Origin of the sequence: Gordonia crocea (assembly GCF_009932435.1) — a bacterium.
Lineage (GTDB): Bacteria > Actinomycetota > Actinomycetes > Mycobacteriales > Mycobacteriaceae > Gordonia > Gordonia crocea.
Genome location: NZ_BJOU01000001.1, coordinates 1,984,249 through 2,007,959 on the forward strand (window position 1 = coordinate 1,984,249; position 23,711 = coordinate 2,007,959).

The following is a 23,711-nucleotide window of genomic DNA, read 5'->3' on the forward strand; positions in this document are numbered from 1 at the left end:
CCGCGGCGCGGTTGGGCCTAATGTGGCCTGGTGTCCACCGTGTCCCAGGTGCCGGTCGTCCTGAAGCGACTGCTCGTCGGCCGCCCGTTCCGCAGCGATCGGTTGGGTCAGACGCTGCTGCGCAAGCGGATCGCCTTGCCGGTCTTCGCCTCTGACGCACTGTCCTCGGTGGCCTACGCACCGCAGGAGATCTTCCTGGTGCTGTCGGTGGCCGGGCTGAGTGCCTACGCGTTCACGCCGTGGGTGGCGGTTGCCGTGGCGGTCGTGCTCGCCGTCGTCGTGGCCAGCTATCGCCAGAACGTGCACGCCTATCCGTCCGGCGGCGGCGACTACGAGGTCGCCACGGTCAACCTCGGGCCGCGCGCCGGGCTGGTCGTCGGCAGTGCCCTGCTGGTCGACTACGTCCTCACCGTGGCCGTGTCGGTCGCGTCGGCGGTGGAGAACATCGGCTCGGCGATCGACGTGGTCCACCACCACCGGGTCTGGTTCGCCGTCGCCGCGGTCGTCCTGATCGCGGCGGTGAATCTGCGCGGGCTGCGCGAGTCCGGTGCACTGCTGGCGGTGCCGACCTACCTCTTCGTGTTCAGCATCGTGGTCATGCTGGCCTGGGGGTTCGCCGAGGTGCTGTTCGGCGACGGGGTGCACGCCGAGACCGCCGACTTCGGGTTGCGCGCGGAACCGGGGCATTGGACCGGATTCGCGATGGTCTTCCTCCTGGCTCGCGCCTTCTCCTCCGGCTGTGCCGCGCTGACCGGGGTCGAGGCCATCAGCAACGGCGTCCCGGCGTTCCGCAAGCCGAAGTCGCGCAACGCCGCCACCACGCTGCTCATGCTCGGCGGGCTGGCGATCACCCTGCTCATCGGACTGGTGCTGCTCGCCCGCGAGGCCGGGGTGAAGTACGTGGCCAATCCGGCCACCGAACTGACCGGGGCGCCCGAAGGGTATCGCCAACGGTCGATGATCGTGCAGCTGGCGCACGCGGTCTTCGGCGGGTTCACCCCGGCGTTCTACGTGGTGGCGGTCGCCACGGCGCTCATCCTGCTGCTGGCCGCCAACACCGCCTTCAACGGCTTCCCCGTGCTCGGCTCGGTACTGGCCCAGGACCGGTACCTGCCCCGGCAGTTGTACACCCGGGGCGACCGGCTCGCGTTCTCCAACGGCATCGTCTTCCTCGCGATGGCCGCGATCGTGTTCATCGTCATCTTCCGCGCCGAGGTCACCACGCTGATCCAGCTCTACATCGTCGGCGTGTTCGTCTCCTTCACCTTGAGCCAGGCCGGGATGGTGCGGCACTGGACCCGGTTGCTGCGGATCGAATCCGATCCGGCGTCGCGCGCCCGGATGCTGCGGTCGCGGGTGGTCAACGCCATCGGCCTGGTGATGACCGCGACCGTTCTGGTCGTCGTACTGATCACCAAGTTCCTCGCCGGGGCCTGGATCGCGATCCTGGCGATGACCGCCCTGTACATCCTCATGCGGCTCATCCACCGCCATTACGCCACGGTGCAGGCGGAATTGGATGCGGCGGTCGACGAGGACGAGGTGCTGCCGCCGCGGACGCATTCCATCGTGTTGGTGTCGTCGCTGCACCTGGCGACCCGGCAGGCGGTCCGATACGCGAGGGCGACGCGGCCGGACACCCTCGAGGCGATCACCGTCAACGTCGACGACCGCGACACGCGCAAACTCGTCGCGGAATGGGAGGCGAGCGACATCACGGTGCCGCTGAAAGTGATCGCCTCGCCCTACCGGGAGATCACCCGACCGGTTCTGGAGTATGTCCGGCGGGTGCGGCGGGACAACCCCCGCGACGTCATCACGGTCTTCATCCCGGAGTACGTGGTCGGGCACTGGTGGGAACAGATCCTGCACAACCAGTCCGCCCTGCGCCTCAAGGGGCGGTTGCTCTTCGAGTCCGGGGTCATGGTGACCTCGGTGCCGTGGTTGCTCAGCTCGTCGGACCGGCGCAAAGACGCACCGCACTACGTCGCGCCGGGGGAGACCCGGCGCGGGGTCGGCAGCTGATGCCGGCCGGCGCCCGCCTGCGGTGCCGGGTGGATGCGCTGGCCCACGGCGGTGCCGGGGTCGCCCGGGTCGACGGCCGGGTCGTGTTCGTGTCCGGTGCGCTGCCGGGGGAGACGGTGCTCGCCGAGGTCACCGACGACTCGCGCGAGGCCTTCTGGCGCGCCCGCGCGGTGGAGATCGAGGAGCCCTCGCCGGATCGGACGCCGGTCTCCTGTCCGTCGGCGGCGGCCGGCGCGGGGTGCTGCGATTTGGCTTTCGGCACCGCCGCCGTGATCCGATCGGCCAAGGCGACGGTCCTGACCGACGCGTTGAACCGGATCGGCCGGATCGAGCCGCCGGCCGACCTGGCGGTCGAGGCACTGCCCGGCGGCGAGTCGGGCCACGGCTGGCGGATCCGCGCCCGACTCGGCGTCGCCGACGACGGGTCGGCGGTGGGCTTCCGGCAGGTGCACGGCAGCGCCGTCGTCGCACAGCGTTGCGCGGCGCTCACCGTGGAGCTGGCCGACGCCGTGGCCGGACTGGACCCGTCCTCGTTGCGTCCCGGCGCCGAGGTGTGGGCGGTTCACGACGACGCGGGGCGCATCCACCTGGCCGAAGCGGCCGGTGCGGTGCCGCCGCGGCCGACGCGCGGCCCGGCGCGGGTCACCACGCAGCGGCGCCGGGCCAAGCGCACGGCGCCGGCCGGCCCGCCACGGCCCGTACTGGGGGAGGCCACCGTGTCCTACCGGGTCGGCAACCGCCGGTGGGAGCTGCCCGTCGACGCGTTTTGGCAGGCCCATCGTGGCGCGGCCGGGGTGTATGCCGACACTGCGGCGGGGTGGCTGGCGCCGTGGGCCCCCGACGGCGTCGTCTGGGACCTGTACGGCGGCGCCGGGGTCTTCGCGGGGGCCGCCGCCGACGGTGGCGCCCGGCAGATCCACCTCGTCGACACCGCGCCAGCGGCGCTCGCGGCGGCGCAAACCGTCTTCGGGGATCGGGTGCGCAGCCACCGCGCGGCCGTCAGCCCCGCGGCGGTGGCCGGCTTGCCCGATCCGGATGTGGTGGTCCTGGACCCGCCGCGCAGCGGGGCGGGCAACGCCGTCATGGACGCAGTGGCCGCGGCCGGGCCGGCGGCCGTCGTCCACGTCGGCTGCGACCCCGCCGCGTTCGCGCGGGACATCGGGCGGCTGGTCGGCACGGGCTACCGGCTGACGGCGCTGCGGGCATTCGACGCGTTCCCGCTGACGCACCACGTCGAGGCGATGGCCCTTCTCGTGCGCGCGTGAAACGTCCGTAGACTGGACCCACTCGCCCAGCCCGCGAACCGAATTTGGACAGGAGGACTCGACGATGAGTCTGTTGGAGTCGATCCACTCCCCGGATGATCTGTCCGGCCTGACGAGCGACGAAATGGCCCAACTGGCCGGTGAGATCCGTCGATTCCTCGTCGCCAAGGTCTCGGCCACCGGCGGACACCTCGGCCCCAACCTGGGCGTCGTCGAGTTGACGATGGCCATCCACCGCGTGTTCGACTCGCCCGAGGATCCGGTGATTTTCGACACCGGCCACCAGTGTTACGTCCACAAGATCCTCACCGGCCGTGCCGCCGGTTTCGACTCGCTGCGCCAACGCGACGGCTTGACCGGCTACCAGGAACGCGCCGAGAGCCCGCATGACTGGGTGGAGTCCTCCCACGCGTCGGCCGCGCTGTCCTACGCCGACGGCCTGTCCAAGGCATTCGAGATCCGCGGCGAGGACCGCACCGTCGTCGCCGTGGTCGGCGACGGCGCCCTCACCGGCGGCATGTGCTGGGAGGCGTTGAACAACATCGCCGCCGCCAACCGTCCCCTGGTGATCGTCGTCAACGACAACGGCCGGTCCTATGCGCCGACCATCGGCGGGATCGCCCAGCACCTGTCCGGGCTGCGGCTGCAGCCGGAGTACGAGCGCATCCTCGACAAGGGGCGCAAAGTCCTCAAGCAACTCCCCGTCGTCGGCGACCAGGCCTACGCGGTGGTGCACGGCGTGAAGAGCGGGATCAAGGACTTATTGGCACCGCAGGCCCTGTTCGCCGACCTGGGCTTGAAGTATGTCGGCCCGGTCGACGGGCACGACATCGCGGCCATGGAAGGCGCCCTGCGGCACGCGAAGGCCTTCGGCGGTCCGGTCATCGTGCACGCGGTGACCCGCAAGGGCAACGGATACGCGCCGGCCGAGAACGACGAGGCCGACCAGATGCACGGGATCGGCGTCATCGACCCGATCACCGGGCGTGCCGCCTCTGTCACGGCCCCGGACTGGACGTCGGTGTTCTCCGCGGCGCTCGTGGAAGCCGGTGCCCGCCGCGACGACGTGGTGGCCATCACCGCGGCGATGGCGGGCCCCACCGGCCTGGCAGCCTTCGGCGGCCGTTTCCCCGAACGGTTCTTCGACGTGGGAATCGCCGAACAACACGCCATCGCGTCGGCGTCGGGTCTCGCGCTCGGCGGCTTGCACCCGGTGGTCGCGATCTACTCGACCTTCCTCAACCGGGCCTTCGACCAGTTGCTGATGGATGTGGCGCTGCTGCGCCAACCGGTCACCCTGGTGCTCGACCGGTCGGGTATCACCGGGCCGGACGGACCGAGCCACCACGGGATGTGGGATCTGTCGCTGATGGCGATGGTCCCCGGTTTGCGGGTCGCCGCGCCGCGCGACGCGGTCCGGCTGCGCGAGGAACTCGACGAGGCGCTGGCCGTCGACGACGGCCCGACTGCGATTCGCTTCGCCAAAGGGACGGTCCCCGAAGACATTCGCGCGGTGGAGCGCACCGACGACGGTGTCGACATCCTTCGGCGGGGCAACACCGGTACCGCACGTCCGGCCGGCGACGTCCTGATCGTCGGCGTCGGTGCGTTTGCGGCCACCGCGTGCGACACGGCGGCGATTCTCGCCCAGCACGGTATCGGCACCACCGTCGTCGATCCGCGTTGGGTGCTGCCGGTCCCGGGCTCGATTGTCGACATGGCCGCCGATCACCGCTTGGTGGTGACGCTCGAAGACGGTCTTCTCGACGGCGGCGTCGGTTCGGCCATCCTCGACGCGATGGCCGCGGCGGGGGTCGCGGTACCGGTCATGCAGCGGGGGATCCCCAAGGAGTTCATCGCCCCGGCTTCACGCGGGGAGATCCTCGCCGCGCTGGGGCTCACCGCCCAGGAGTTGTCGCGCACCATCACCGAGACGGTGTCGCAGCGGATGGAGTCGCCGATCGACGCCGACGCCGAGGTCGGCACCCCCGGCGACGCCGGCTGAGCCCTCCTAGAGCTGGCGCAGGGCCGCGGCGATCGCGTCGCGGGTCAATTCCCGCTGCCACGGACGGGCCGCACCGGCGGCCAACGCCTCGTCGACGGCGTCGGCGGTGGCGGCCACCCCGGTCCAGCACAGCTGCCGCACGAGTTCGGGTGCGAGCAGGTTCTCCACCGGGACCGTCACCGATTCGGCGATCTGGACAATCGCGGGCCGCACCACCGCGGCCCGGGCCGCCGCTTCGGGGTTGCGCTGCTCCCAGCGGTTGATCGGGGGAAGCCCGGTCGACGGGGTGCTGCGCGGCGGCAGCTCGTCGTCGGACAGCGCTTGGGCCCGGTGGAGGGCGGACAACCAGCGGTGGGCGTGGCGCCGCTGCCGGGGGCCGCCGAAGACCTTGAGCCGGGTCAGTTCGTCGATGGTCGTCGGATTGGCCTGCGCCGCATCGATGATGGCCGCATCGGGCAGGACGCGGCCGGGGGCCACGTCGCGCGCCTGGGCGAGCGTTTCGCGGGCCAGCCACAACTCGCGGACCGCCGCGAGTTGGCGGCGGGTGCGCAGGCTGTGGATGTTGGAGGTGCGCCGCCACCGGTCCGGGCGCGGCTCGGGGGCGGGGCGCGTCAGAATGTGGGCGAACTCTTGGGCCGCCCACCCGTCCTTGCCCTCGTCGCGCAGCTGCGCGTCCATCGCGTTGCGCAACTCGACCAGCAGCTCGACGTCGAGGGCCGCGTAGTTGAGCCAGTCGTCGGGCAGGGGCCGCTTGGACCAGTCGGCGGCGCCGTGCCCCTTGCGCAGGCCGCGACCGAGGAAGTGCGCGGTCATGGCGGCCAGGTTCACCCGGTGCAGGCCGAGCAGCCGACCGGCGAGCTCGGTGTCGTAGAGCGTTGCGCAGGTGAAGCCGAGTTCGCGCAGACACGGCAGGTCCTGGTCGGCGGCGTGCAGCACCCACTCGGGTCCGTCAAGGGCCTCGATGACCCCGGCGAGTCCGTCGGGATGGTCGATCGGGTCGATCAGATAGGTGCCCGAGCCCGCACGGCGGATCTGGACGAGGTACGCGCGTTGGGAGTAGCGGAAACCCGAGGCGCGTTCGGTGTCGAGCGCGATCGGGCCGGTGCCGGCGCGCAGTTCGCGCGCGGCGTCGGCGAACTCGCCGGGGGCCACGATGACCGGGGGAACGCCCTGTGCGGGGGCGAGCAGCGGCTCGGGGGCCTCCTCGGCGTCGTCGGGGGCCGGAGCGGGATCAGTGGACATGGGTGTACCGGGGCGTCAGTCGGTGGGCTTGAGTGCGGTGATCCCGGTGGGGGGAAGGCCGGCAGCCGTCGCCAGGACGTCGCAAAAGGCCTCCAGGTGGGGGTTCAGCGACACCTCGAGGGCGGTCCAGGAGGCGCGCAGCTCCAACTGGTGGGCGCGCGGCGGGCCGGCGATGTCGCCGTAGCGGACGGAGGTCGTCGAGGTGACGGTACCGCCCAGCGCGGTGAGGACCGGTGCCTGCCCGGTTGACTCGTGCGCCGACGACGAGTTCTCCCCCTCGGGAACGCCGAGCGCGTCGGTCAACCAGCTCCACGCCACCTCGGGCAGCATCGGGTCGGTGGCCAAGTCGGCTTCCATATCCACCTGGATATAGGCGACGAGCCGGATCGTGCCGTTCCAGGCCTCGTGTCCCTCCGGGTCGTACAGCACGATGAGTCGCCCGAATGCGGACCCGGACGAGTCGGTCGGGATGTCGTCGGTCTCCGGCACGGCGACCTCGGCGCCGAGCGCATAGCTGTACGGCGCGAGTCGCTGCGGCGGACGAATGGGGGAGACCTCGATATCCGAGCGGACCGTCGCGGCCTGCAACGATTCCACCGCCAGGCTGAAGTCGGCGGGGTCGCCCGAGCGGTTGGGCGGGTTCTCGCCACCGGTGGTATGGGAACCGATCACTGATTCAACGTAGGACGGACCTGGCGCCGCCGGTGGGAGGCGCGCCGGATCGACCGCTCGGTGGCAGCTGTGGTCGGGGGGTGTGGCACAGTGGTCGGCGTGAGTGAAATGGGGGCGGTCAAGCCCTTACTGGCCGCGGCGGCGGGGCGTCGACCCGAACGCCGACCGGTGTGGTTCATGCGTCAGGCCGGCCGTTCCCTGCCCGAGTACCGGGCGCTGCGCGCCGACCGGGGCATGCTGGAGGCCTGCTTCGACCCGGCGATGGTCACCGAGATCACCCTGCAGCCGGTGCGCCGGCACGACACCGACGGCGCCATCTTGTTCTCCGACATCGTCGTCCCGCTGAAGGCGGCCGGCATCGACCTGGACATCGTGGCCGGGACCGGGCCGGTGATCGCCCACCCGGTGCGCACGGCGGCCGACGTCGCCGCGATCGCCCGCCTCGAACCCGACGCCGTCGGTGCCGTTGCGGCCGCGGTGTCGATGCTGCGGGCCGAGCTCGACCCGACGCCGACCGCGCTCATCGGGTTCGCCGGTGCGCCCTTCACGCTGGCGTCGTACCTGATCGAGGGTGGTCCGAGCCGCCACTACGCCCACACCAAGGCGATGATGTACGGCAACCCCGAGCTCTGGCACGACCTGATGGGGCGCTTGGTGGACATCACCGTCACCTTCCTGCGGGTGCAGATCCAGGCCGGTGTGCAGGCGGTCCAACTCTTCGACTCGTGGGCCGGGATGCTGTCCCGGCGCGACTACGAGCAGTACGTGGCCCCGCACAGCACCCGGGTGTTCGCCGAACTCGACGGTGCCGGTGCCGGCGGCGCGGCGATTCCGCGGATCCACTTCGGGGTCGGGACCGGTGAGTTGCTCGTCCCGATGGCCCGGGTGGGCGCCGATGTCGTCGGCGTCGACTGGCGGGTGCCGCTGCAGGAGGCGATCGGCCGGATCGGCCCCGGCCCGGCGCTGCAGGGCAACCTCGACCCGACGGTGCTGTTCGCCGGTGACGAGGTGATCGCCGCCCACGTCGCGCGGGTCATCGACGACGCCGATCACGCGATCGCCGCCGGCGCCCGCGGCCACATTTTCAACCTCGGCCACGGCGTCCTGCCCGACACCGATCCCGACACCATCACCCGCGTCGTCGATCTGGTGCATTCCGCGTGAGCCGGGTCGCGATCATCGGAGCCGGGCTCTCCGGCCTGGTCGCGGCCCACCGATTGCGCGCGACGCTGGGCCCTGCCGTGACCATCGAGGTCTTCGAATCGGCCGACCGGGTCGGCGGCCTGCTGCATTCGCTGCCGGTGGCCGGCCGTGACACCGACGTCGGGGCCGAGGCCTTCGTGCTGCGCCGCCCGGAGGCCCGGGCCCTGGTCGCCGAGCTCGGACTCGACGACGAGTTGGTGGTCCCCTCCGGCGCGCGTCCGGCGGTGTGGGCCGACGAGCGGCTCAACGCACTGCCCGCCCCCGCCTGGATGGGGATCCCGGCGGGCGCGGAGGCCATGGCCGACCTCGCCGACGCAGACGACCTGCGACGGATGGCCGCCGAGTCGACGAGGCCGTTGGCCTGGACACCGGGCGAGGACTGCTCGCTGGGTGCATTCGTCGCCGACCGCTTCGGCCCCTCGGTGGTCGCCCGCAGCCTGGACCCGATGATCGGCGGGGTGTACTCGTGCCTGTCGGGCGACACCGGGTTGCGGGCGGTGGTCCCGGCCCTGGCGCGGCTGCTCGACGACGGTGCGCCGAGCTTGACCGCCGCGGTCGCGGCGCTACTGCCGGCGCCGGACGCGCCGCGGACCCCGGTGTTCGGGGCGCTGCGCGGCGGCTACCGGCGGTTGGTCGACGCCTTGCTCGACTCGGCGTCGGCGAAGGTGCGCCTCGAGCATCCGGTGGCCCGGGTGGCGCGGACGTCGTCGGGGTGGTCGGTCGACGACGACGACTTCGACGCGGTGGTGGTGGCCACCCCCGCACCGGTGGCCGCGCGGCAGTTGCGCACCGCCGCCCCGGTCGCATCCGAGGGGCTGGCCGGCATTGCCACCGCGCCGTCGGCGGTCGTGGCGATGGCGGTGCCGCACGACACCCCGTTGCCGGAGCTCTCCGGTGTGTTGGCGGCCACCGGGGAGGAGTTGGGCCGCGGCACCGGCCCGAACCCGGTGAAGGCGGTCACGCTCAGCTCGCGCAAGTGGGAGCACTTTGGCGGCCCCGGCGCCGATCTGCGCCTGCGGGCGTCCTTCGGCCGACTCGGGGAACCGGTGACGGGCACCGACGCCGAACTCGTGGCCACCGCGACCGCGGCCGTGTCGCAGGTGTGCGGGGGCGCCGATGTGGTGGTGGTCGACGCCGCGGTGCAGCGCTGGCCCGGTGGTCTGCCGTGTTATGCGCCCGGACACGACGCCGTCATCGCCGCGGTCGAGGCGGCGCTGCCGGCCGGTGTCGCGGTGGCGGGCTCGGCCTATGCCGGGGTCGGCGTCCCGGCCTGCATCGGTCAGGCGGGCGCCGCCGCGGCCGCTGTTCGCGCGCACCTGGCCGCGTTGTAGCGTGGGTTCATGGCACGTTTGAACTTCGACGAACTCAACAACACCATCCGCTACCTGATGTTCTCGGTGTTCACCGTGCGTCCGGCCGATATGCCGGCCGACCGGGACGCGGCCGGCGCCGAGTTCAGCGCCTACCTCGACGAGGTGTCCCGCGACGGCTTGGTGGTCCGGGGTGTGTACGACGTCGCCGGTCTGCGCGGTGACTCCGACTTCATGATCTGGTGGCATGCGGAGACCATCGAGGAAATCCAGTCCGCCTACCAGCGGTTCCGGCGGGAGACCGCGCTCGGTCGGGCCTGCGACCCGTTCTGGAGCGGGGCGGCGCTGCACCGACCGGCCGAGTTCAACAAGAGCCACATCCCGGCGTTCCTGGCGGGGGAGGATCCCGGCGCCTACGTCTGCGTCTATCCGTTCGTCCGGTCCTACGACTGGTACCTGCTGCCCGACGAGGAGCGCCGCACGATGCTGGCGGACCACGGCATGGCGGCCCGCGGCTACAAGGACGTGCGGGCCAACACCGTGCCCGCGTTCGCGCTCGGCGACTACGAGTGGATCCTGGCCTTCGAGGCGCCCGAGCTCTACCGCATCGTCGACCTCATGCGCGATCTGCGTGCCACCGAGGCGCGCCGCCACGTCCGGGTGGAGATCCCCTTCTTCACCGGCCCGCGGGTCGAGCCCGCAGCCCTCGTCGCAGCCCTGCCCTAACGGTCCTGCCCAAACAGTCCTGGCCTAACGGCCCGGGCGGGGAGGGGCCCTACTCGGCGTCGGGTTCCAGCGTCAGCGACACCGAGTTGATGCAGTAGCGCAGATCGGTGGGGGTGTCGTACCCCTCGCCGGCGAACACGTGTCCCAGATGGCTGCCGCAGTTGGCGCACAGCACCTCGGTGCGCACCATTCCCGCAGAGGCGTCGCGGCGCTCGATGATGCGGTCACCGGCCAGCGGGGTGAAGAAGGACGGCCACCCGCAGTGCGACTCGAACTTGGCGTCACTGCGGAACAGTTCGGCGTGGCACGCCCGACAGCGGTACACCCCCGACGTCTTCGTGTCGGTGTACTCGCCGGTGAAGGCCGGCTCGGTACCCGCGCGGCGCAGCACCCGGAACTCCGCGGGGGTCAGGCGTGCGGCCCACTCCTCGTCGGAGAGTGCGGTGAAATCGGTCGGATCGGAGGTCACGCCTCCACAGTAGCCGCGAGCGGCCGGGCCTGGGATTCGCGAAGGTCCAGGTAGCGCCACAGCAGCGAGAAGAAGACGGCGATCATGAGCAGGGACCAGCCCCAGGTGACCGTCAGATACTCCATGTTGCGGCCGAAACTCTCCCAGTTCTGCGGCAGGTGCTCGGAGAGCGGGTTGCGGATCGTGTAGTAGATGTCGAAGGTCATGCACCCGTACACACCCAGCCAGGCGGGCCAGTTGCGCATCGGGGAGCCCGTCCGGATCACCGTCATGACCAGGGGGAACAGCAGCATCGAGTAGTAGCCCTGGCCCAACGGGCCGACGAGGAACGACGTCGTCAGCAGGATGCCCGACGAGGCCGTCAACCACAGGACCTCGTCCTTGTCGCGGTAGTAGCGCCAGAGGAACCAGACCCCGAAGGCGGCCATCGCGACGAACATCACGCGCAGCACCAGGATCAGCCACGGGTACAGGCCGTAGAAGGTGCCGAGGCCGCCGATCGCGCTGTTGTAGTAGTCGCGGGTCTCGCGCAGGTACGGGAAGGTGTTCGCCATGAAGTTGTCGGTATCGGGGACCATCGACCAGGCGATCAGGTTGAGCACCACCGGGATGCCCAGCGCCGGGATCAATGCGCGCCACATCCGGGGCTTGAGCAACGGCAACAGCAGCACCGGCAGCAACACGGGTTTGACCGCGATGGTCAGGCCGACCGCGATGCCGGCCAGCCACGGCCGATCCGATTTCAGCAACCACAGGAACAGCACCAGGCTCAGCAGCACGAACGAGTTGAAGTTCGTGTAGATCAGCGTGTTGGCCACCGACTCGGAGAGGAAGTAGAAGAAAAGCACGGTGGGAAACACCCAGGACGACGCCCTGTAGCCGAACAGTCGCGTCAGCAGGTAGGCCGAGAGGACCAGCGCCGCCACCGAGAGCGCGATGAACACCCAGCGCGACCGCTCCGGGTCGATGTAGGCGATCGGGGCCATGAGCAGGGTTCCCGACGGCGGGTACAGGTAGTGGGGTTCCACCGTCAGGTAGCTCTCGGCGTACACCGGCTGGTTGTTCAGGAATCGCAGCGCCGCCTCGTACACCGGCTTGAAATCGTCGGTGCGGTCGCCGTTGATGCCGAGCACCACGCTCTTGTGGAACATCATCATCAGGCTGATCGGCCAGAGGATCGCCTTGATGATGCGTTCGGTCGATACCGGCGGGAACAGGTAACGGTCTGCAATCGTCACGAGCGAACCGTACTACACGCGGTGGTGCTATTCGGCGGGGCAGGCCCGGCTGCGCGCGGTGCCCAGTGCCTTGGCCGCCAGGAACTCGTTGACGATCCCGGCCGCGCAGGTGCTGTGGGCGACCACGGAGTAGCCGACGCCGTCCCAGGACACCGACACCGGCTGGGTCTTCGCAGCGGCGAAGAGGCGGTTCAGGACCGTCGGATCGCTGCCGTTGACCGGGTCCGACCCGGCGCCGAACACCAGGGGCGGCACCGCGAACGCGGTCGGGGCCGGGGCCGGGGCGGAGGTGCCCCACCCGGTGCACTGGGCCAGCGAGACCGCCAACGTCTGGCCTACCAGTGGATACTGCTTGGCCCAGTCGCCGGTCAGCGCCTCGATCTCGTTGATCCCGGCGGTTCCGGTCACGTTGTTGCAGCGGCTCACGTGCACCCCGTCGGCGCTCTGCAGCGCGGCGGTCCGCCGCGTCATCTCGGCGAGGGCGCCGGTGTCGCCGCGGTCGGCGGCGGCCAGCGCGGCGACGAGGGTGCGCAGCGCCTCCGGTTGGGTGGCGAGCCCGATGCGCAGTGTCACGGTCTCGGCCACCGCCGCATCGGTGAGTCCGTTGAGCGTGCCGGCCCGGGCCTTGTCCAAGACGGACTTGAGGACCGCCGGCGGGTTGTCGACGCGGCCGCGGCACCCGGGATTGGTGGTGCAGCGGCGGGTGAAGGTGTCTAGCGCCTGTTCCACGCCGCGGACGCGGGTGGTCTCCCGGTCCCTGGCGGAGCCGGTGAACGGGGTGGGCGAGTCGAGGATGAGCCGACCCACCCGGTTCGGGTACTGGGCGGCGTAGGAGAGGGCCACGCGGCTGCCCGACCCGACGCCGATCAGGGCGAGGTAGTCGACGTCCCAGGTGCGGCGCAGCGCTTCGATGTCGGTGGCGGCCAAGGCGTAGGTGAACGCGAGGGCGTTGCCGTCGAGCGTGTCGGTGCAGGAGTCGGCCGCGCTGCGGGCGGCCTCGGCCACCCGCTGCACCCGGGCCTTGGCGTTGTCGCCGGGGCCGGATTGGCCGCCGTCGGCGAGGGTGCGGCGATCGGCGCGGGTCATACAGTCGACGTCGAGGAAGCCGCGCTGTTCGACCGCGACCAGCGGGTGCTTGGCCAGCAGCGCGGATGCGGCGGGTCCGCCGGCCAGTGTCAGGGCCAGCTGCGGGGCGGGCAGATCCGCCCCGGTCACGAGGACGATCGGCGCGGCGTCGGCCGGCGTATTGGATGCCCGGATGCGGACGAGCGGCACGCTCACCGACTCACCCCCGCCGGTGCCGGGATCGGCCTGGTTCATCATCGTCGCGCACTGCACGGTGATGCCGGTGCCGGGGGCAGCGCCGTACCGCTCGACGGTTGCCGCGGGGCAGGGGCGCCAGGACACGTCGGCCTTCACCCCGGACAGGGCGGGGAAGGGGGGTGCTTGCTTGGCGGTGCTGGATTCGACGCCGGGGGAGCCGCCGTCGCGGACGACGGCGGGTCCGGTCGTCGGCCCGACGGCGCATCCGACGGCCAACAGGCCACTCAGGGGCAGGATCAAGAGTCGGGCTGCAGTGCCCAGGCGCGCGCCGTGCAAGTGCATGGCTCCGAGACTAGCCGGGCGGCGCGGCGCGGCGCGGCCTCCCGTCACCCGAACGTCGGGGTGGCGCGCACCCATCGGGCGAACAGATAGCCGTCCTCGTCGGTGAGCAGATGGGCGACGACCATCCCGCGGGCGAGTTCGTCGTCGTGGTCCAGCGGCCGACTCGCCGTGCCGCCGAGCAGGATCGGGCTGGTCGTCAGGCACAGGTCGTCGAGGGCATCGGCGGCGACGAAGGAACCCAGCAGCCGGGGGCCGCCCTCGAGCAGGATGTGCGGCCAGCCGCGGCGCTCGCATTCGGCGGCGATGGCGGCGGGTTCGACGGTGTCGGTGCCACAGTCGACCAGCTGCGCCCCGGCGGCGGCCAGCGCCTCCCGCCGACTCGTCGGTGCCGCCGAACACGTGAGTACGACGGTGCGCGGATCGGCGATCGGGGCATAGTCGGGCGGGATGTCCAAGTATCGGGACACGACGGCGAAGGCGGGGCCGTCGGGTTGGCCGTAGCCCTCGGTCAGGGCCGTGTGGGCCCCGACCACCACGACGTCGGAGAGATCCCGCAGGACCCGGTAGACGAGTCGGTCGCCGTCGGCGGCCAGATCGCCAGAACGCCCCTGCAACCCCGCGGCGCCGTCGATGCTGGCGATCATGTTCGCCCGGACCCACGTCCCGTCGCCGGGGTAGGCGTACAACGTATGCAGGTCCTCTGGTGTGACGTGGCTCGCTTTGCGGAGAATGTGCACCTCACCATTGTGGCTGCTCCGGATATCCTTTGCTTGTCATGACGCAGCACCTGTGTGATCGCAACCCGATCGTCGCCCCCGAGACCCTCATCGCCGAGATGGTTCCACCGTCGACCTTCGACGATGTCAGCTTCGACACCTACATCCCGAGTCCGGATGAGCCCAGCCAGGCGGCCGCCCTGGCCAAGGCCCGCGACTTCGCCGAGCGCGCCCGCAAGGTGCGCGGCGGCGGCGGCAAGCGGGGCTTGTTCAGCCGCAAGAGCAGCCCGGCGCAGGGGATCGGCCTGTACCTCGACGGCGGGTTCGGCGTCGGCAAGACCCACCTGTTGGCGTCGATCTACCACTCGATGCCCGGACCCAAGGCCTTTGCCACCTTCGTCGAGTTGACCCAGCTCGTCGGTGCGCTCGGATTCATCAACACCGTCGAGCGGCTCGCCGACCACACGGTGATCTGCATCGACGAGTTCGAGCTGGACGACCCCGGCGACACCATGCTCGTCTCGCGGCTGCTGACCGAGCTCAGCGGCAAGGGCGTGTCCATCGCGACCACCTCCAACACCCTGCCGGGACAGCTCGGCGAGGGCCGGTTCGCCGCCCAGGACTTCCTGCGCGAGATCCGCAAGCTGTCGTCGATCTTCGAGCCGGTACGGGTGGATGGCCCCGACTACCGCCACCGCGATCTGCCGCCGGCGCCGGAGCCGCGCTCCGATGATGCGCTGGTCGAGTTGGCGGAGAACACGCCGAACGCGACCCTCGACGATTTCACCGCGCTGTGTGAACACCTGAGCACGCTGCACCCGTCGAAGTACAAGGCGCTGGTGGACGGGGTGTCGCTGGTGTGCGTCTCCGACGTCACGCCGACGACCGACCAGTCGGTGGCGCTGCGCCTGGTGGTCCTGGCCGACCGGTTGTACGACGCCGGCGTCCCGCTGACCACGTCGGGGTGCAAGCTCGACGAGATCTTCACCGAGGAGATGCTGGCCGGCGGGTACCGCAAGAAGTACCTGCGCGCCACCTCGCGACTGCTCGCGCTGTCGCGTTTCGCCGAGGTCGACGCGGCTTAGTCCGTCCCCGCGGGTTTGACGAGCACGTAGTCGTGTTCGATGTTGCCGCCCAGGTTGAAGGTCTTCGTTCCGGCACGGGTGAAGCCGGATTTCTCGTAGAAGCGCTGGGCGCGCTCGTTCTGCTGGTTGACGCCCAGCCAGACGACCGCGCTGCCGCGTTCCCGGGCCCGGGCCACCGCTGCCGCCATGAGGGCCTGTGCGGGCGAGTGGGCGGCTCCCGTGCGGTGTGCATGGTGATCGGGCCGGACGTAGATCTTGGAGATCTCCGACGACGGTTCGACGACGACCGCGGCCACCTCGGGATCGGTCGGTGGGCGGTGGTGCAGCAGGCTGTAGCCGACGACGGGCCCGCCGGGCCCGCTCCGGACGACCAGCACGTCGGAGTCAGCGGCGGTGATGTGTCCGGCGAATGCGGCCGTGGACAAGTTCGCCTTGATGAACTCCGCGATGGCGTCGGGGTGCGCGTGCGGGGGACAGGCGAGGGGGAAGGTTGCGGCCGCCACCGCGGACACCTCGTCGGCGAGGCCGGGATCGGTGACCGTTTCAACCAGGGGCATGCCCGCAGTCTCCCAGATCGTCTCGCCTCCCCCCGCCGACTGGGCCCTCGATCCCGCCGACTGGGCCCTGAAATCCGTCGACTGGGCCCTCGATCCCGCCGACTGGGCCCTGAAATCCGTCGACTGGGCCCTGTCGAATCCGATCGTTGTGATTCCATCGCCACTGCGTTGACCAGGAGATTTGGTGTTGTCTCGCAACGTCGGCTAGTGTTTCCTCTCGCACCGCAAGCACGACGGGAAACCGGCGGGCGGCGGAGCGAGAATGCGGATGTAGCGCAGCTGGTAGCGCATCACCTTGCCAAGGTGAGGGTCGCGGGTTCGAATCCCGTCATCCGCTCGAGGCGAGTTCCTCGCATGGTGGTGTGGCCGAGTGGTGAGGCAACGGCCTGCAAAGCCGTGTACACGGGTTCGATTCCCGTCGCCACCTCCACCGGTAGTACCCACCAACTCCATACCCGCGCGATTAGCTCAGCGGGAGAGCGCTTCCCTGACACGGAAGAGGTCACAGGTTCAATCCCTGTATCGCGCACCACGGCACCTGTGAACATCGGATGCTCGCGGGCTCCATGCGCCCGGTGCCCGCGGTCCCATAGCTCAGCGGAAGAGCGCTCGCCTCACACGCGAGAGGTCGCTGGTTCGAACCCAGCTGGGACCACCACGTCGAACCTCTCCGCTTCACGGATACGATCTAGGGCGAACCTGACATTCGCCGCCCCACCCGGCCCAACGCTCGAGGAGTCCGTCCGTGTCGTCGCAACCCGAATCCGCTGTGCCCGCTACCGTCCGGGTGCCCGCGGGGACGACGGCCGGCGCGGCGTTGCGCGAGGTCGACGCACCGAACAAGGGCCCGCAGGCCATCGTTGTGGTGCGTGACGCGCAGGGCAATCTGCGTGACCTGTCGTGGGCGCCGGAGACCGATACCGAGGTCGAGCCGGTCGCCGCCGACACCGAGGACGGCCGCAGCGTCATCCGCCACTCCGCCGCCCATGTGCTCGCGCAGGCGGTGCAGGACATCAACCCCGACGCGAAGCTGGGTATCGGCCCGCCGATCACCGACGGGTTCTACTACGACTTCCAGGTCGACGAGGCGTTCACGCCCGACGACCTCAAGGCGCTCGAGAAGAAGATGCGCCAGATCATCAAGTCGGGTCAGCGGTTCTCCCGACGCGTGTACGACTCCAAGGACGAGGCGCGCGCGGAACTGGCGGGGGAGCCCTTCAAGCTCGAGCTGATCGACGACAAGGGTGCCGCCGACGACGACGAGATCATGGAGGTCGGCGGCGCCGAGCTCACCGCCTACGACAACCTCAACCCCCGTACCGGAGAACGGATTTGGGGAGATCTGTGCCGTGGTCCGCACGTGCCGACCACCAAGTACATCCCGGCGTTCAAACTCACCCGTAGCTCCGCCGCCTACTGGCGCGGCGATCAGAACCTGGCCGACCTGCAGCGCGTGTACGGCACCGCCTGGGAGTCCACCGAGGCCCTGGACCTCTACCTCGACCGGATCGCCGAGGCCGAGCGGCGCGACCACCGCCGCCTCGGTGCGGAGCTGGACCTGTTCAGCTTCCCCGACGAACTGGGTTCGGGCCTGCCCGTCTTCCACCCAAAGGGCGGCATCATCCGCCGCGAGATGGAGGACTACTCGCGCGAGCAGCACGCCGCCGCGGGCTACGAGTTCGTCAACACCCCGCACGTGACCAAGGGGCAGCTGTTCGAGACCTCCAAGCACCTTGAGTGGTATGCCGACGGCATGTTCCCGCCCATGCACCTGGATGCGGAGTACAACGACGACGGCACCGTGCGCAAACCCGGCCAGGACTACTACGTCAAGCCGATGAACTGCCCGATGCACAACCTGATCTTCAACTCGCGCGGGCGCAGCTATCGCGAACTGCCGCTGCGGCTCTTCGAGTTCGGGTCGGTCTACCGCTACGAGAAGTCCGGCGTCATCCACGGCCTCACCCGGGCCCGCGGCTTCACCCAGGACGACGCGCACATCTACTGCGCGCAGGACCAGGTGGTCGAGGAGCTCGGCACGACGCTGAACTTCGTCCTCCAACTGCTCAAGGACTACGGCCTGGACGACTTCTACCTGGAGCTGTCGACCAAGGATCCGGAGAAGTTCGTCGGCACCGATGAACTGTGGGACGAGGCGACGCAGACGCTGCGGACCGTGGCCGAGGCCTCCGGTCTGGAACTGGTGCCCGATCCGGGTGGGGCGGCCTTCTACGGGCCCAAGATCTCGGTTCAGGTCAAAGACGCACTCGGGCGCACCTGGCAGATGTCGACCATCCAGCTGGACTTCTTCCTGCCGGAACTGTTCGACCTCTCCTACACCGCCAGCGACGGCACCAAACAGCGGCCGGTCATGATCCACCGCGCCCTGTTCGGGTCTATCGAGCGCTTCTTCGGCGTGCTGACCGAGCACTACGCCGGGGCCTTCCCGGTGTGGCTCGCCCCGGTCCAGGTGGTCGGCATCCCCGTGGCCGAGGCGTTCGCACCGCATTTGCAGTCGGTGGTCAACCGGCTCAAGAACCGCCGCGTCCGCGCAGAGGTGGATTACTCCGATGACCGGATGCAGAAGAAGATCCGCAACCACACCACCGCCAAGGTGCCGTTCATGCTCTTGGCCGGCGAGCGCGACGTGGAGGCCGACGCGGTGAGTTTCCGCTTCCGCGACGGGACCCAGCTCAACGGCGTCCCCGTCGACGAGGCCGTCGTCGCCATCGACGAGTGGGAAGAGTCGCGCCGCAACGATTCGCCGACGGCGGAGACCATGGGCGTCGTGATCGAGGCGGCCAGGAAGCGGCGATGAAGGACCAGCTGCAGCGGCTGTGGAGCCCGCACCGGATGTCTTACATCACCGCTGCGCCGCGGCCGGCGGACGCCACCGGCCATCCCTTCCTGGACATCCCGAAGCTGTCCGACGAAGACGGGCTGATCGTCGCCCGCGGTGAGACCGTGTACGCGGTTCTCAACCTGTTCCCGTACAACCCGGGCCACACGATGATCATCCCGTTCCGGCAGGTCGCCGACCTCGAGGACCTCACCGACGACGAGTCGCGCGAGCTGATGGCCTTCACCCAGAAGACGATCCGGGTCATCAAGGCCGTCTCCTCGCCGGATGCGTTCAACGTGGGGTTGAACCTCGGCGCGGCCGCGGGCGGCTCCCTGTCCGAACACATCCACCAGCACATCGTGCCCCGCTGGACCGGCGACGCGAACTTCATCACCGTCGTCGGCGACACCAAGGTGTTGCCCCAGTTGCTGGCCGATACCCGACGCCTCCTCGCCGACGAGTGGGCCCGGACGGGAGAACCCGCGTGATCAGCTTCCGCGGCGGCCGTGAGGCGGTCTCCAAGGTCACCGGGCCGATCGCCCGCGGACTGCTCCGCGTGGGTTTGACCCCCGATTTGATGACGGTCGGCGGCACCGTGGTCACGGTGGCCGCGGCCATCGTCTTGTTCGGCAACGGCTACCTCTTCGCGGGTGCGCTCGCGTGCTGGGCCTTCGTCATGCTCGACATGATCGACGGTGCGATGGCGCGCGCCCGGGGCTGGGGGACGCGTTTCGGCGCGGTGCTCGACTCGACCTGCGACCGGATCGCCGACGGGGCGATCTTCGGCGCGTTGGCGTGGTGGGCGGCTGTCGTCGCGCCTCACCGATTGCTGCTGGTCGCGACCTTGATCTGTCTGGTCACGTCACAGGTGATCTCCTACGCCAAGTCGCGCGCGGAGGCCGCCGGGCTCAACGGCGACGGTGGCTTGATCGAGCGGCCCGAGCGCCTCATCATCGTCCTCACCGGCGCCGGCCTGACCGATTTCCCCGGACTGCACTGGACCTGGGCGATCCATATCGCGATGTGGGTGTTGGCCGTCTTGAGCATCGTCACCGTCGGCCAGCGAATGTGGAGCATCTACCATTCGCCGGGCGCGCGCGAGCCGCTCGTCGCGACGCCGGCCGACGACGAGCCGACTGCCGACGAGGAAAGGGGCTGACGGCGTGCCCAACCTTTCCGCGCGGATCGCCGAACGCGTCGCCGACGCCGGGTATGCGGCCGGTTGGGCGGCGCTGCGCTACACCCCCGACCGGGTCGCCCGGGGTTTGTTCGACCAGATCGGCGGATTCACCGGTCGTCGCAACGGCGGCCCGGAGCAACTGCGCCGCAATCTCGCCCGGGTGCTGGGAACGACGCCGCAGGAGGTGCCCGACGAACTGCTCGTCGAGTCGATGACCTCCTACATGCGCTACTGGTGTGAGGCTTTTCGCCTGCCTTCGATGGATCCGGTGAGTACGGCCGAAACCATGTATCTCTCCGATGAGGATCAGGGGAACCTCGACAACGCGCTGGCCCGGGGCAAGGGTGCGGTGCTGGCCCTCCCGCATTCGGGGAACTGGGACATGGCCGGGTTGTGGCTGGTTCAACGGCACGGGACGCTCACCACGGTGGCCGAACGGCTCAAGCCCGAATCCTTGTTCCGCCGCTTTGTGGACTACCGCGAGAGCCTGGGCTTCGAGATCTTCCCCCTCTCCGGTGGCGAGGAGCCGCCGTTCGGCAGGTTGGCCCAGCGGTTGCGCGAGGGCGGGGTGGTGTGCCTGCTCGGCGAACGCGACCTGGCCAAGCACGGGGTGCCGGTGACCTTCTTCGGCGAGCCGACGCGGATGCCGGCCGGGCCGGCGAAGCTGGCGATCGAGACGGGTGCGGCACTGCTCCCGGTGCACCACTGGTTTGAGGAGGCGCCGCGGTCGGCCGCAACCTGCGGGCCGGAAATCGATGTCAGCGGCGGGGTCGAGGCGACCACCCAGGCGCTGGCATCGGTGTTCGAGGCCAACATCGCGGCCCACCCGGCGGATTGGCACATGCTGCAGCCGCTCTGGGAGGCCGACTGGAGCGAGGCGCGGCGCGCACGGCTGGACGGGGCGTCGTGAAGATCGGGATGATCTGCCCCTACTCGTTCGACATTCCGGGCGGGGTCCAGGCCCACGTCGTGGAATTGGCCCAGGTGTTCATCGAGCGCGGTCACGAGGTGAGCGTGCTGGCTCCGGCGGGCACCGAGGTCACCCTGCCCGACTACGTGGTCTCGGCCGGCCCGGCCCTGGCCATCCCGTACAACGGCTCGGTGTCGCGGGTGACCTTCTCGCCGCACGCGTACCGGGCGCTGCGCCGCTGGATCGAGGAGGGCCGGTTCGACGTGCTGCACGTCCACGAACCCAATGCGCCGTCGATCTCGATGCTCTCGCTGATGGTTGCCGACGGTCCCATCGTGACGACCTTCCACACGTCCACGACGAAGTCCCTCGTCCTCAGCATCTTCCAGGGGGTGCTGCGGCCCTATCACGAGCGGATCAAGGGCAAGATCGCCGTCTCCGAGCTGGCCCGGCGCTGGCAGATGGAATCGCTGGGGTCCGACGCGGTGGAGATCCCCAACGGGATCCACGTCCCGTTCTTCGCCGACGCCGAGCCGCTCGACGGCTACCCCCGCGAGGGGCGCACCATCCTGTTCCTCGGGCGTTACGGCGAACCGCGCAAGGGCATCGACATCCTGATGCGCGCCTTGCCGCGCATCGTCGAGGAGTTCCCCGACGTCACCGTCCTGGTGGTCGGCGGCGGCAACGAGTCGGCACTGCGCCGCCGCGCCGGAGACTTGGCCGAGCGCCTGGTGTTCCTCGGACTCGTCGACGACGAGACCAAGGCGCGGGCCCTGCGCTCGGCCGATGTGTACTGCGCGCCGAACCTGGGCGGGGAGAGCTTCGGCATCGTGCTGGTGGAGGCGATGGCGGCCGGCGCCGCGGTCGTGGCCAGCGATCTCAACGCCTTCCGCCGCGTGCTCGACAACGGGCGGGCCGGCCGGTTGTTCGAAGTCGGGTCGGCCGATGACCTGGCGACCGAGGTCATCGCCCTGCTGACCGACGACGAGTCGAGGACCGAGCAGATCCGCATCGGGGCGGAACAGGCTTGGCGATTCGATTGGTCGCGGGTGGCCGACCAGATCATGCGGGTCTACGAGACGGTGACCGTCGGCGCCGACCCGGTTGCGCTGGTGGACTGACCGCAGGGCGGAAGGGGAATACACGTGGAACCGATTGCGATCACGCTGATTGTGGTCGGCGTGCTGGTGGCCGCGGTCTTGGTGTGGGCCTATCGCGTGGCCCACCGCCTGGATCGGCTGCACGTCCGGACCGACTTGGCGACCCAAGCGCTCGAAGCTGCGCTGGACCGGCGCGCCGTCGTCGCGCGCGCCATTGCCGCGGCGTTGCGCGAGCGCGACGACGAGGAGTTGGTGGCGCTGGGCGGCAAACTCGTCATCGAGGCCGACCGCGCCGAGGCCGCGCCGTTCGCCGAGCGGGAGACACCGGAGAACGAGGTGTCGCTGGTGCTCAGCCGGGTCGCCAGCGCCACCCGGGGCATCGTGCCGCACCCCACCGAGCTCATCGCGGAGATCTCCGACGCCCAGACGCGGGTGATCCTGGCCCGCCGGTTCTACAACGACGCGGTGCGTGACACCAGGGCGTTGCAGACCCGGCGCGGGGTGCGCTGGCTGCGCCTCGGCGGGCATGCGAAGCTGCCCGAATACTTCGAGATCATCGAGCGCGTCAGTACCTGAGCGGCCGTCAAACGCCCCTGGATCGGTTCGGTGACCTGCGGCTGGCCTAGACTGTTCGGGTACTGGTGGTTGCAACTGCAGGAGTGGGTTTAGTGAGTGAGAACGTCGGCACCTCCCGGGTGAAGCGAGGCATGGCCGAAATGCTCAAGGGCGGCGTCATCATGGATGTCGTCACGCCGGAGCAGGCAAAGATCGCCGAGGACGCCGGCGCGGTCGCCGTCATGGCGCTGGAGCGGGTCCCCGCGGACATCCGCGCGCAGGGCGGCGTATCGCGCATGAGCGATCCGGACATGATCGACGGCATCATCAACGCGGTGTCCATCCCGGTGATGGCCAAGGCCCGGATCGGCCACTTCGTGGAGGCCCAGATCCTGCAGAGCCTCGGCGTGGACTACATCGACGAGTCGGAGGTCCTGACCCCGGCCGACTATGCGAACCACATCGACAAGTGGGCGTTCACCGTTCCCTTCGTGTGTGGCGCGACCAACCTCGGGGAGGCGCTGCGGCGCATCACCGAGGGTGCGGCGATGATCCGCTCCAAGGGTGAGGCCGGCACCGGTGACGTGTCGAACGCGACGACGCACATGCGCAAGATCCGCGACGAGATCCGACGGTTGACCTCGCTGCCCGAGGACGAGCTGTACGTGGCGGCCAAGGAGCTCCAGGCCCCCTACGACCTCGTCGTCGAGATCGCGCGGGAGGGCAAGCTCCCGGTGACGCTGTTCACCGCGGGCGGGATCGCCACCCCGGCGGATGCCGCGATGATGATGCAGCTCGGCGCCGAGGGCGTGTTCGTCGGCTCGGGCATCTTCAAGTCGGGGAATCCGGCCCAGCGTGCGGCGGCCATCGTGAAGGCGACCACCTTCCACGACGATCCGGGCATGCTGGCGAAGGTGTCGCGCGGCCTCGGCGAGGCGATGGTCGGGATCAACGTCGACGACATTCCCGCGCCGCACCGGCTCGCCGAGCGGGGTTGGTGATAGCT

21 protein-coding genes and 4 tRNA genes are annotated in these 23,711 nt (G+C 70.1%); 18 read left to right on the top strand and 7 right to left on the bottom strand.

All coding sequences use genetic code 11. The features are described 5' to 3' along the window. The first annotated feature begins 30 nt into the window (after positions 1 to 30). From nbrcactino_RS09385 to dxs, 3 genes are all read left to right on the top strand, one after another. The gene (locus nbrcactino_RS09385; RefSeq protein WP_161927111.1) at positions 31 to 2,025 is read left to right on the top strand and encodes an APC family permease; all 1,995 of its coding nucleotides are present in this window, start codon (positions 31 to 33) and stop codon (positions 2,023 to 2,025) included. After that, positions 2,025 to 3,290 (top strand): class I SAM-dependent RNA methyltransferase, encoded by a 1,266-nt coding sequence (locus nbrcactino_RS09390; protein ID WP_161927112.1) that lies wholly within the window; start codon positions 2,025 to 2,027, stop codon positions 3,288 to 3,290. The genes nbrcactino_RS09385 and nbrcactino_RS09390 overlap by 1 nt, the downstream gene beginning before the upstream one ends. Positions 3,291 to 3,354: 64 nt before the next feature. After that, a complete protein-coding gene (gene dxs, locus nbrcactino_RS09395; protein WP_161927113.1) occupies positions 3,355 to 5,295 on the top strand; it encodes a 1-deoxy-D-xylulose-5-phosphate synthase in 1,941 nt (646 codons plus the stop codon). A 6-nt stretch (positions 5,296 to 5,301) separates the two neighbouring features. Here the strand turns inward: dxs and nbrcactino_RS09400 are convergent, their stop codons facing one another. Both nbrcactino_RS09400 and nbrcactino_RS09405 read right to left on the bottom strand, forming a co-directional pair. Further along, positions 5,302 to 6,537: an HRDC domain-containing protein gene (locus nbrcactino_RS09400; protein WP_161927114.1), complete on the bottom strand. Its 1,236-nt coding sequence runs from the start codon at positions 6,535 to 6,537 to the stop codon at positions 5,302 to 5,304. A gap of 15 nt (positions 6,538 to 6,552) precedes the next feature. Beyond that, the gene (locus nbrcactino_RS09405) at positions 6,553 to 7,209 is read right to left on the bottom strand and encodes a DUF3000 domain-containing protein (RefSeq protein WP_228460753.1); all 657 of its coding nucleotides are present in this window, start codon (positions 7,207 to 7,209) and stop codon (positions 6,553 to 6,555) included. A 108-nt stretch (positions 7,210 to 7,317) separates the two neighbouring features. Here nbrcactino_RS09405 and hemE point away from each other — a divergent pair, with 108 nt between their 5' ends. The 3 genes from hemE to hemQ are packed head-to-tail and all read left to right on the top strand — an operon-like array spanning position 7,318 to position 10,448. Continuing rightward, positions 7,318 to 8,373: a uroporphyrinogen decarboxylase gene (gene hemE, locus nbrcactino_RS09410; protein ID WP_161927687.1), complete on the top strand. Its 1,056-nt coding sequence runs from the start codon at positions 7,318 to 7,320 to the stop codon at positions 8,371 to 8,373. Next, positions 8,370 to 9,743 (top strand): FAD-dependent oxidoreductase, encoded by a 1,374-nt coding sequence (locus nbrcactino_RS09415; protein ID WP_161927115.1) that lies wholly within the window; start codon positions 8,370 to 8,372, stop codon positions 9,741 to 9,743. Before hemE ends, nbrcactino_RS09415 begins: the two co-directional genes overlap by 4 nt. 9 nt (positions 9,744 to 9,752) lie before the next feature. Then, positions 9,753 to 10,448 (top strand): hydrogen peroxide-dependent heme synthase, encoded by a 696-nt coding sequence (hemQ, locus tag nbrcactino_RS09420; RefSeq protein WP_161927116.1) that lies wholly within the window; start codon positions 9,753 to 9,755, stop codon positions 10,446 to 10,448. A gap of 49 nt (positions 10,449 to 10,497) precedes the next feature. On the opposite strand, the gene msrB is transcribed toward hemQ, so the two are convergent. From msrB to nbrcactino_RS09440, 4 genes are read right to left on the bottom strand one after another with little or no spacing between them, the layout of a single operon-like run. After that, entirely contained in the window at positions 10,498 to 10,917 is a 420-nt protein-coding gene (gene msrB / locus nbrcactino_RS09425; RefSeq protein ID WP_161927117.1) for a peptide-methionine (R)-S-oxide reductase MsrB, read from the bottom strand. Further along, entirely contained in the window at positions 10,914 to 12,155 is a 1,242-nt protein-coding gene (locus nbrcactino_RS09430) for a glycosyltransferase family 87 protein (RefSeq protein ID WP_161927118.1), read from the bottom strand. The genes msrB and nbrcactino_RS09430 overlap by 4 nt, the downstream gene beginning before the upstream one ends. Before the next feature lie 27 nt (positions 12,156 to 12,182). Then, entirely contained in the window at positions 12,183 to 13,760 is a 1,578-nt protein-coding gene (locus nbrcactino_RS09435) for an alpha/beta fold hydrolase (protein WP_161927119.1), read from the bottom strand. A gap of 44 nt (positions 13,761 to 13,804) precedes the next feature. Beyond that, a complete protein-coding gene (locus nbrcactino_RS09440) occupies positions 13,805 to 14,497 on the bottom strand; it encodes a dihydrofolate reductase family protein (RefSeq protein WP_161927120.1) in 693 nt (230 codons plus the stop codon). A gap of 38 nt (positions 14,498 to 14,535) precedes the next feature. Here nbrcactino_RS09440 and zapE point away from each other — a divergent pair, with 38 nt between their 5' ends. Next, positions 14,536 to 15,561 (top strand): cell division protein ZapE, encoded by a 1,026-nt coding sequence (gene zapE, locus nbrcactino_RS09445; RefSeq protein ID WP_161927121.1) that lies wholly within the window; start codon positions 14,536 to 14,538, stop codon positions 15,559 to 15,561. Here zapE and nbrcactino_RS09450 read toward each other — a convergent pair. Beyond that, positions 15,558 to 16,118 carry a GNAT family N-acetyltransferase gene (locus nbrcactino_RS09450; protein WP_161927122.1) on the bottom strand — a complete coding sequence of 187 codons (561 nt, stop codon included), beginning with the start codon at positions 16,116 to 16,118 and terminating at the stop codon, positions 15,558 to 15,560. The two genes, zapE and nbrcactino_RS09450, sit on opposite strands and share 4 nt — an antisense overlap. Before the next feature lie 264 nt (positions 16,119 to 16,382). Between nbrcactino_RS09450 and nbrcactino_RS09455 the strand changes: the two genes are divergently transcribed. From nbrcactino_RS09455 to pdxS, 11 genes are all read left to right on the top strand, one after another. Continuing rightward, positions 16,383 to 16,455, top strand: a tRNA-Gly gene (locus nbrcactino_RS09455). A gap of 19 nt (positions 16,456 to 16,474) precedes the next feature. Beyond that, a tRNA-Cys gene (locus nbrcactino_RS09460) sits at positions 16,475 to 16,548 on the top strand. Between the two features lie 27 nt (positions 16,549 to 16,575). Next, positions 16,576 to 16,650: transfer RNA gene (locus nbrcactino_RS09465), tRNA-Val, on the top strand. A 51-nt stretch (positions 16,651 to 16,701) separates the two neighbouring features. Then, positions 16,702 to 16,776: transfer RNA gene (locus nbrcactino_RS09470), tRNA-Val, on the top strand. 87 nt (positions 16,777 to 16,863) lie between these two features. After that, entirely contained in the window at positions 16,864 to 18,936 is a 2,073-nt protein-coding gene (thrS, locus tag nbrcactino_RS09475; protein ID WP_161927123.1) for a threonine--tRNA ligase, read from the top strand. After that, positions 18,933 to 19,448: an ATP adenylyltransferase gene (locus nbrcactino_RS09480; protein ID WP_161927124.1), complete on the top strand. Its 516-nt coding sequence runs from the start codon at positions 18,933 to 18,935 to the stop codon at positions 19,446 to 19,448. Before thrS ends, nbrcactino_RS09480 begins: the two co-directional genes overlap by 4 nt. After that, positions 19,445 to 20,119 (top strand): phosphatidylinositol phosphate synthase, encoded by a 675-nt coding sequence (gene pgsA / locus nbrcactino_RS09485; RefSeq protein ID WP_161927125.1) that lies wholly within the window; start codon positions 19,445 to 19,447, stop codon positions 20,117 to 20,119. The genes nbrcactino_RS09480 and pgsA overlap by 4 nt, the downstream gene beginning before the upstream one ends. Positions 20,120 to 20,123: 4 nt before the next feature. Then, positions 20,124 to 21,050: a phosphatidylinositol mannoside acyltransferase gene (locus nbrcactino_RS09490; RefSeq protein WP_228460754.1), complete on the top strand. Its 927-nt coding sequence runs from the start codon at positions 20,124 to 20,126 to the stop codon at positions 21,048 to 21,050. Continuing rightward, positions 21,047 to 22,171 carry a glycosyltransferase family 4 protein gene (locus tag nbrcactino_RS09495; protein ID WP_161927126.1) on the top strand — a complete coding sequence of 375 codons (1,125 nt, stop codon included), beginning with the start codon at positions 21,047 to 21,049 and terminating at the stop codon, positions 22,169 to 22,171. The genes nbrcactino_RS09490 and nbrcactino_RS09495 overlap by 4 nt, the downstream gene beginning before the upstream one ends. A gap of 24 nt (positions 22,172 to 22,195) precedes the next feature. After that, positions 22,196 to 22,726, top strand: coding sequence for a LemA family protein (locus tag nbrcactino_RS09500; protein WP_161927127.1), 531 nt, complete (start codon positions 22,196 to 22,198; stop codon positions 22,724 to 22,726). A gap of 92 nt (positions 22,727 to 22,818) precedes the next feature. Next, positions 22,819 to 23,706 (top strand): pyridoxal 5'-phosphate synthase lyase subunit PdxS, encoded by an 888-nt coding sequence (pdxS, locus tag nbrcactino_RS09505; protein ID WP_161927128.1) that lies wholly within the window; start codon positions 22,819 to 22,821, stop codon positions 23,704 to 23,706. The last annotated feature ends 5 nt before the right edge of the window (positions 23,707 to 23,711 follow it).

Coding starts and splice junctions, on each gene's coding strand:
- nbrcactino_RS09390 (WP_161927112.1), top strand. CDS start 2,025: ATGCCGGCCGGCGCCCGCCTGCGGTGCCGGGTGGATGCGCTGGCCCAC.
- dxs (WP_161927113.1), top strand. CDS start 3,355: ATGAGTCTGTTGGAGTCGATCCACTCCCCGGATGATCTGTCCGGCCTG.
- nbrcactino_RS09400 (WP_161927114.1), bottom strand. CDS start 6,537: ATGTCCACTGATCCCGCTCCGGCCCCCGACGACGCCGAGGAGGCCCCC.
- hemE (WP_161927687.1), top strand. CDS start 7,318: ATGGGGGCGGTCAAGCCCTTACTGGCCGCGGCGGCGGGGCGTCGACCC.
- hemQ (WP_161927116.1), top strand. CDS start 9,753: ATGGCACGTTTGAACTTCGACGAACTCAACAACACCATCCGCTACCTG.
- nbrcactino_RS09435 (WP_161927119.1), bottom strand. CDS start 13,760: ATGCACTTGCACGGCGCGCGCCTGGGCACTGCAGCCCGACTCTTGATC.
- zapE (WP_161927121.1), top strand. CDS start 14,536: ATGACGCAGCACCTGTGTGATCGCAACCCGATCGTCGCCCCCGAGACC.
- nbrcactino_RS09450 (WP_161927122.1), bottom strand. CDS start 16,118: ATGCCCCTGGTTGAAACGGTCACCGATCCCGGCCTCGCCGACGAGGTG.
- nbrcactino_RS09480 (WP_161927124.1), top strand. CDS start 18,933: ATGAAGGACCAGCTGCAGCGGCTGTGGAGCCCGCACCGGATGTCTTAC.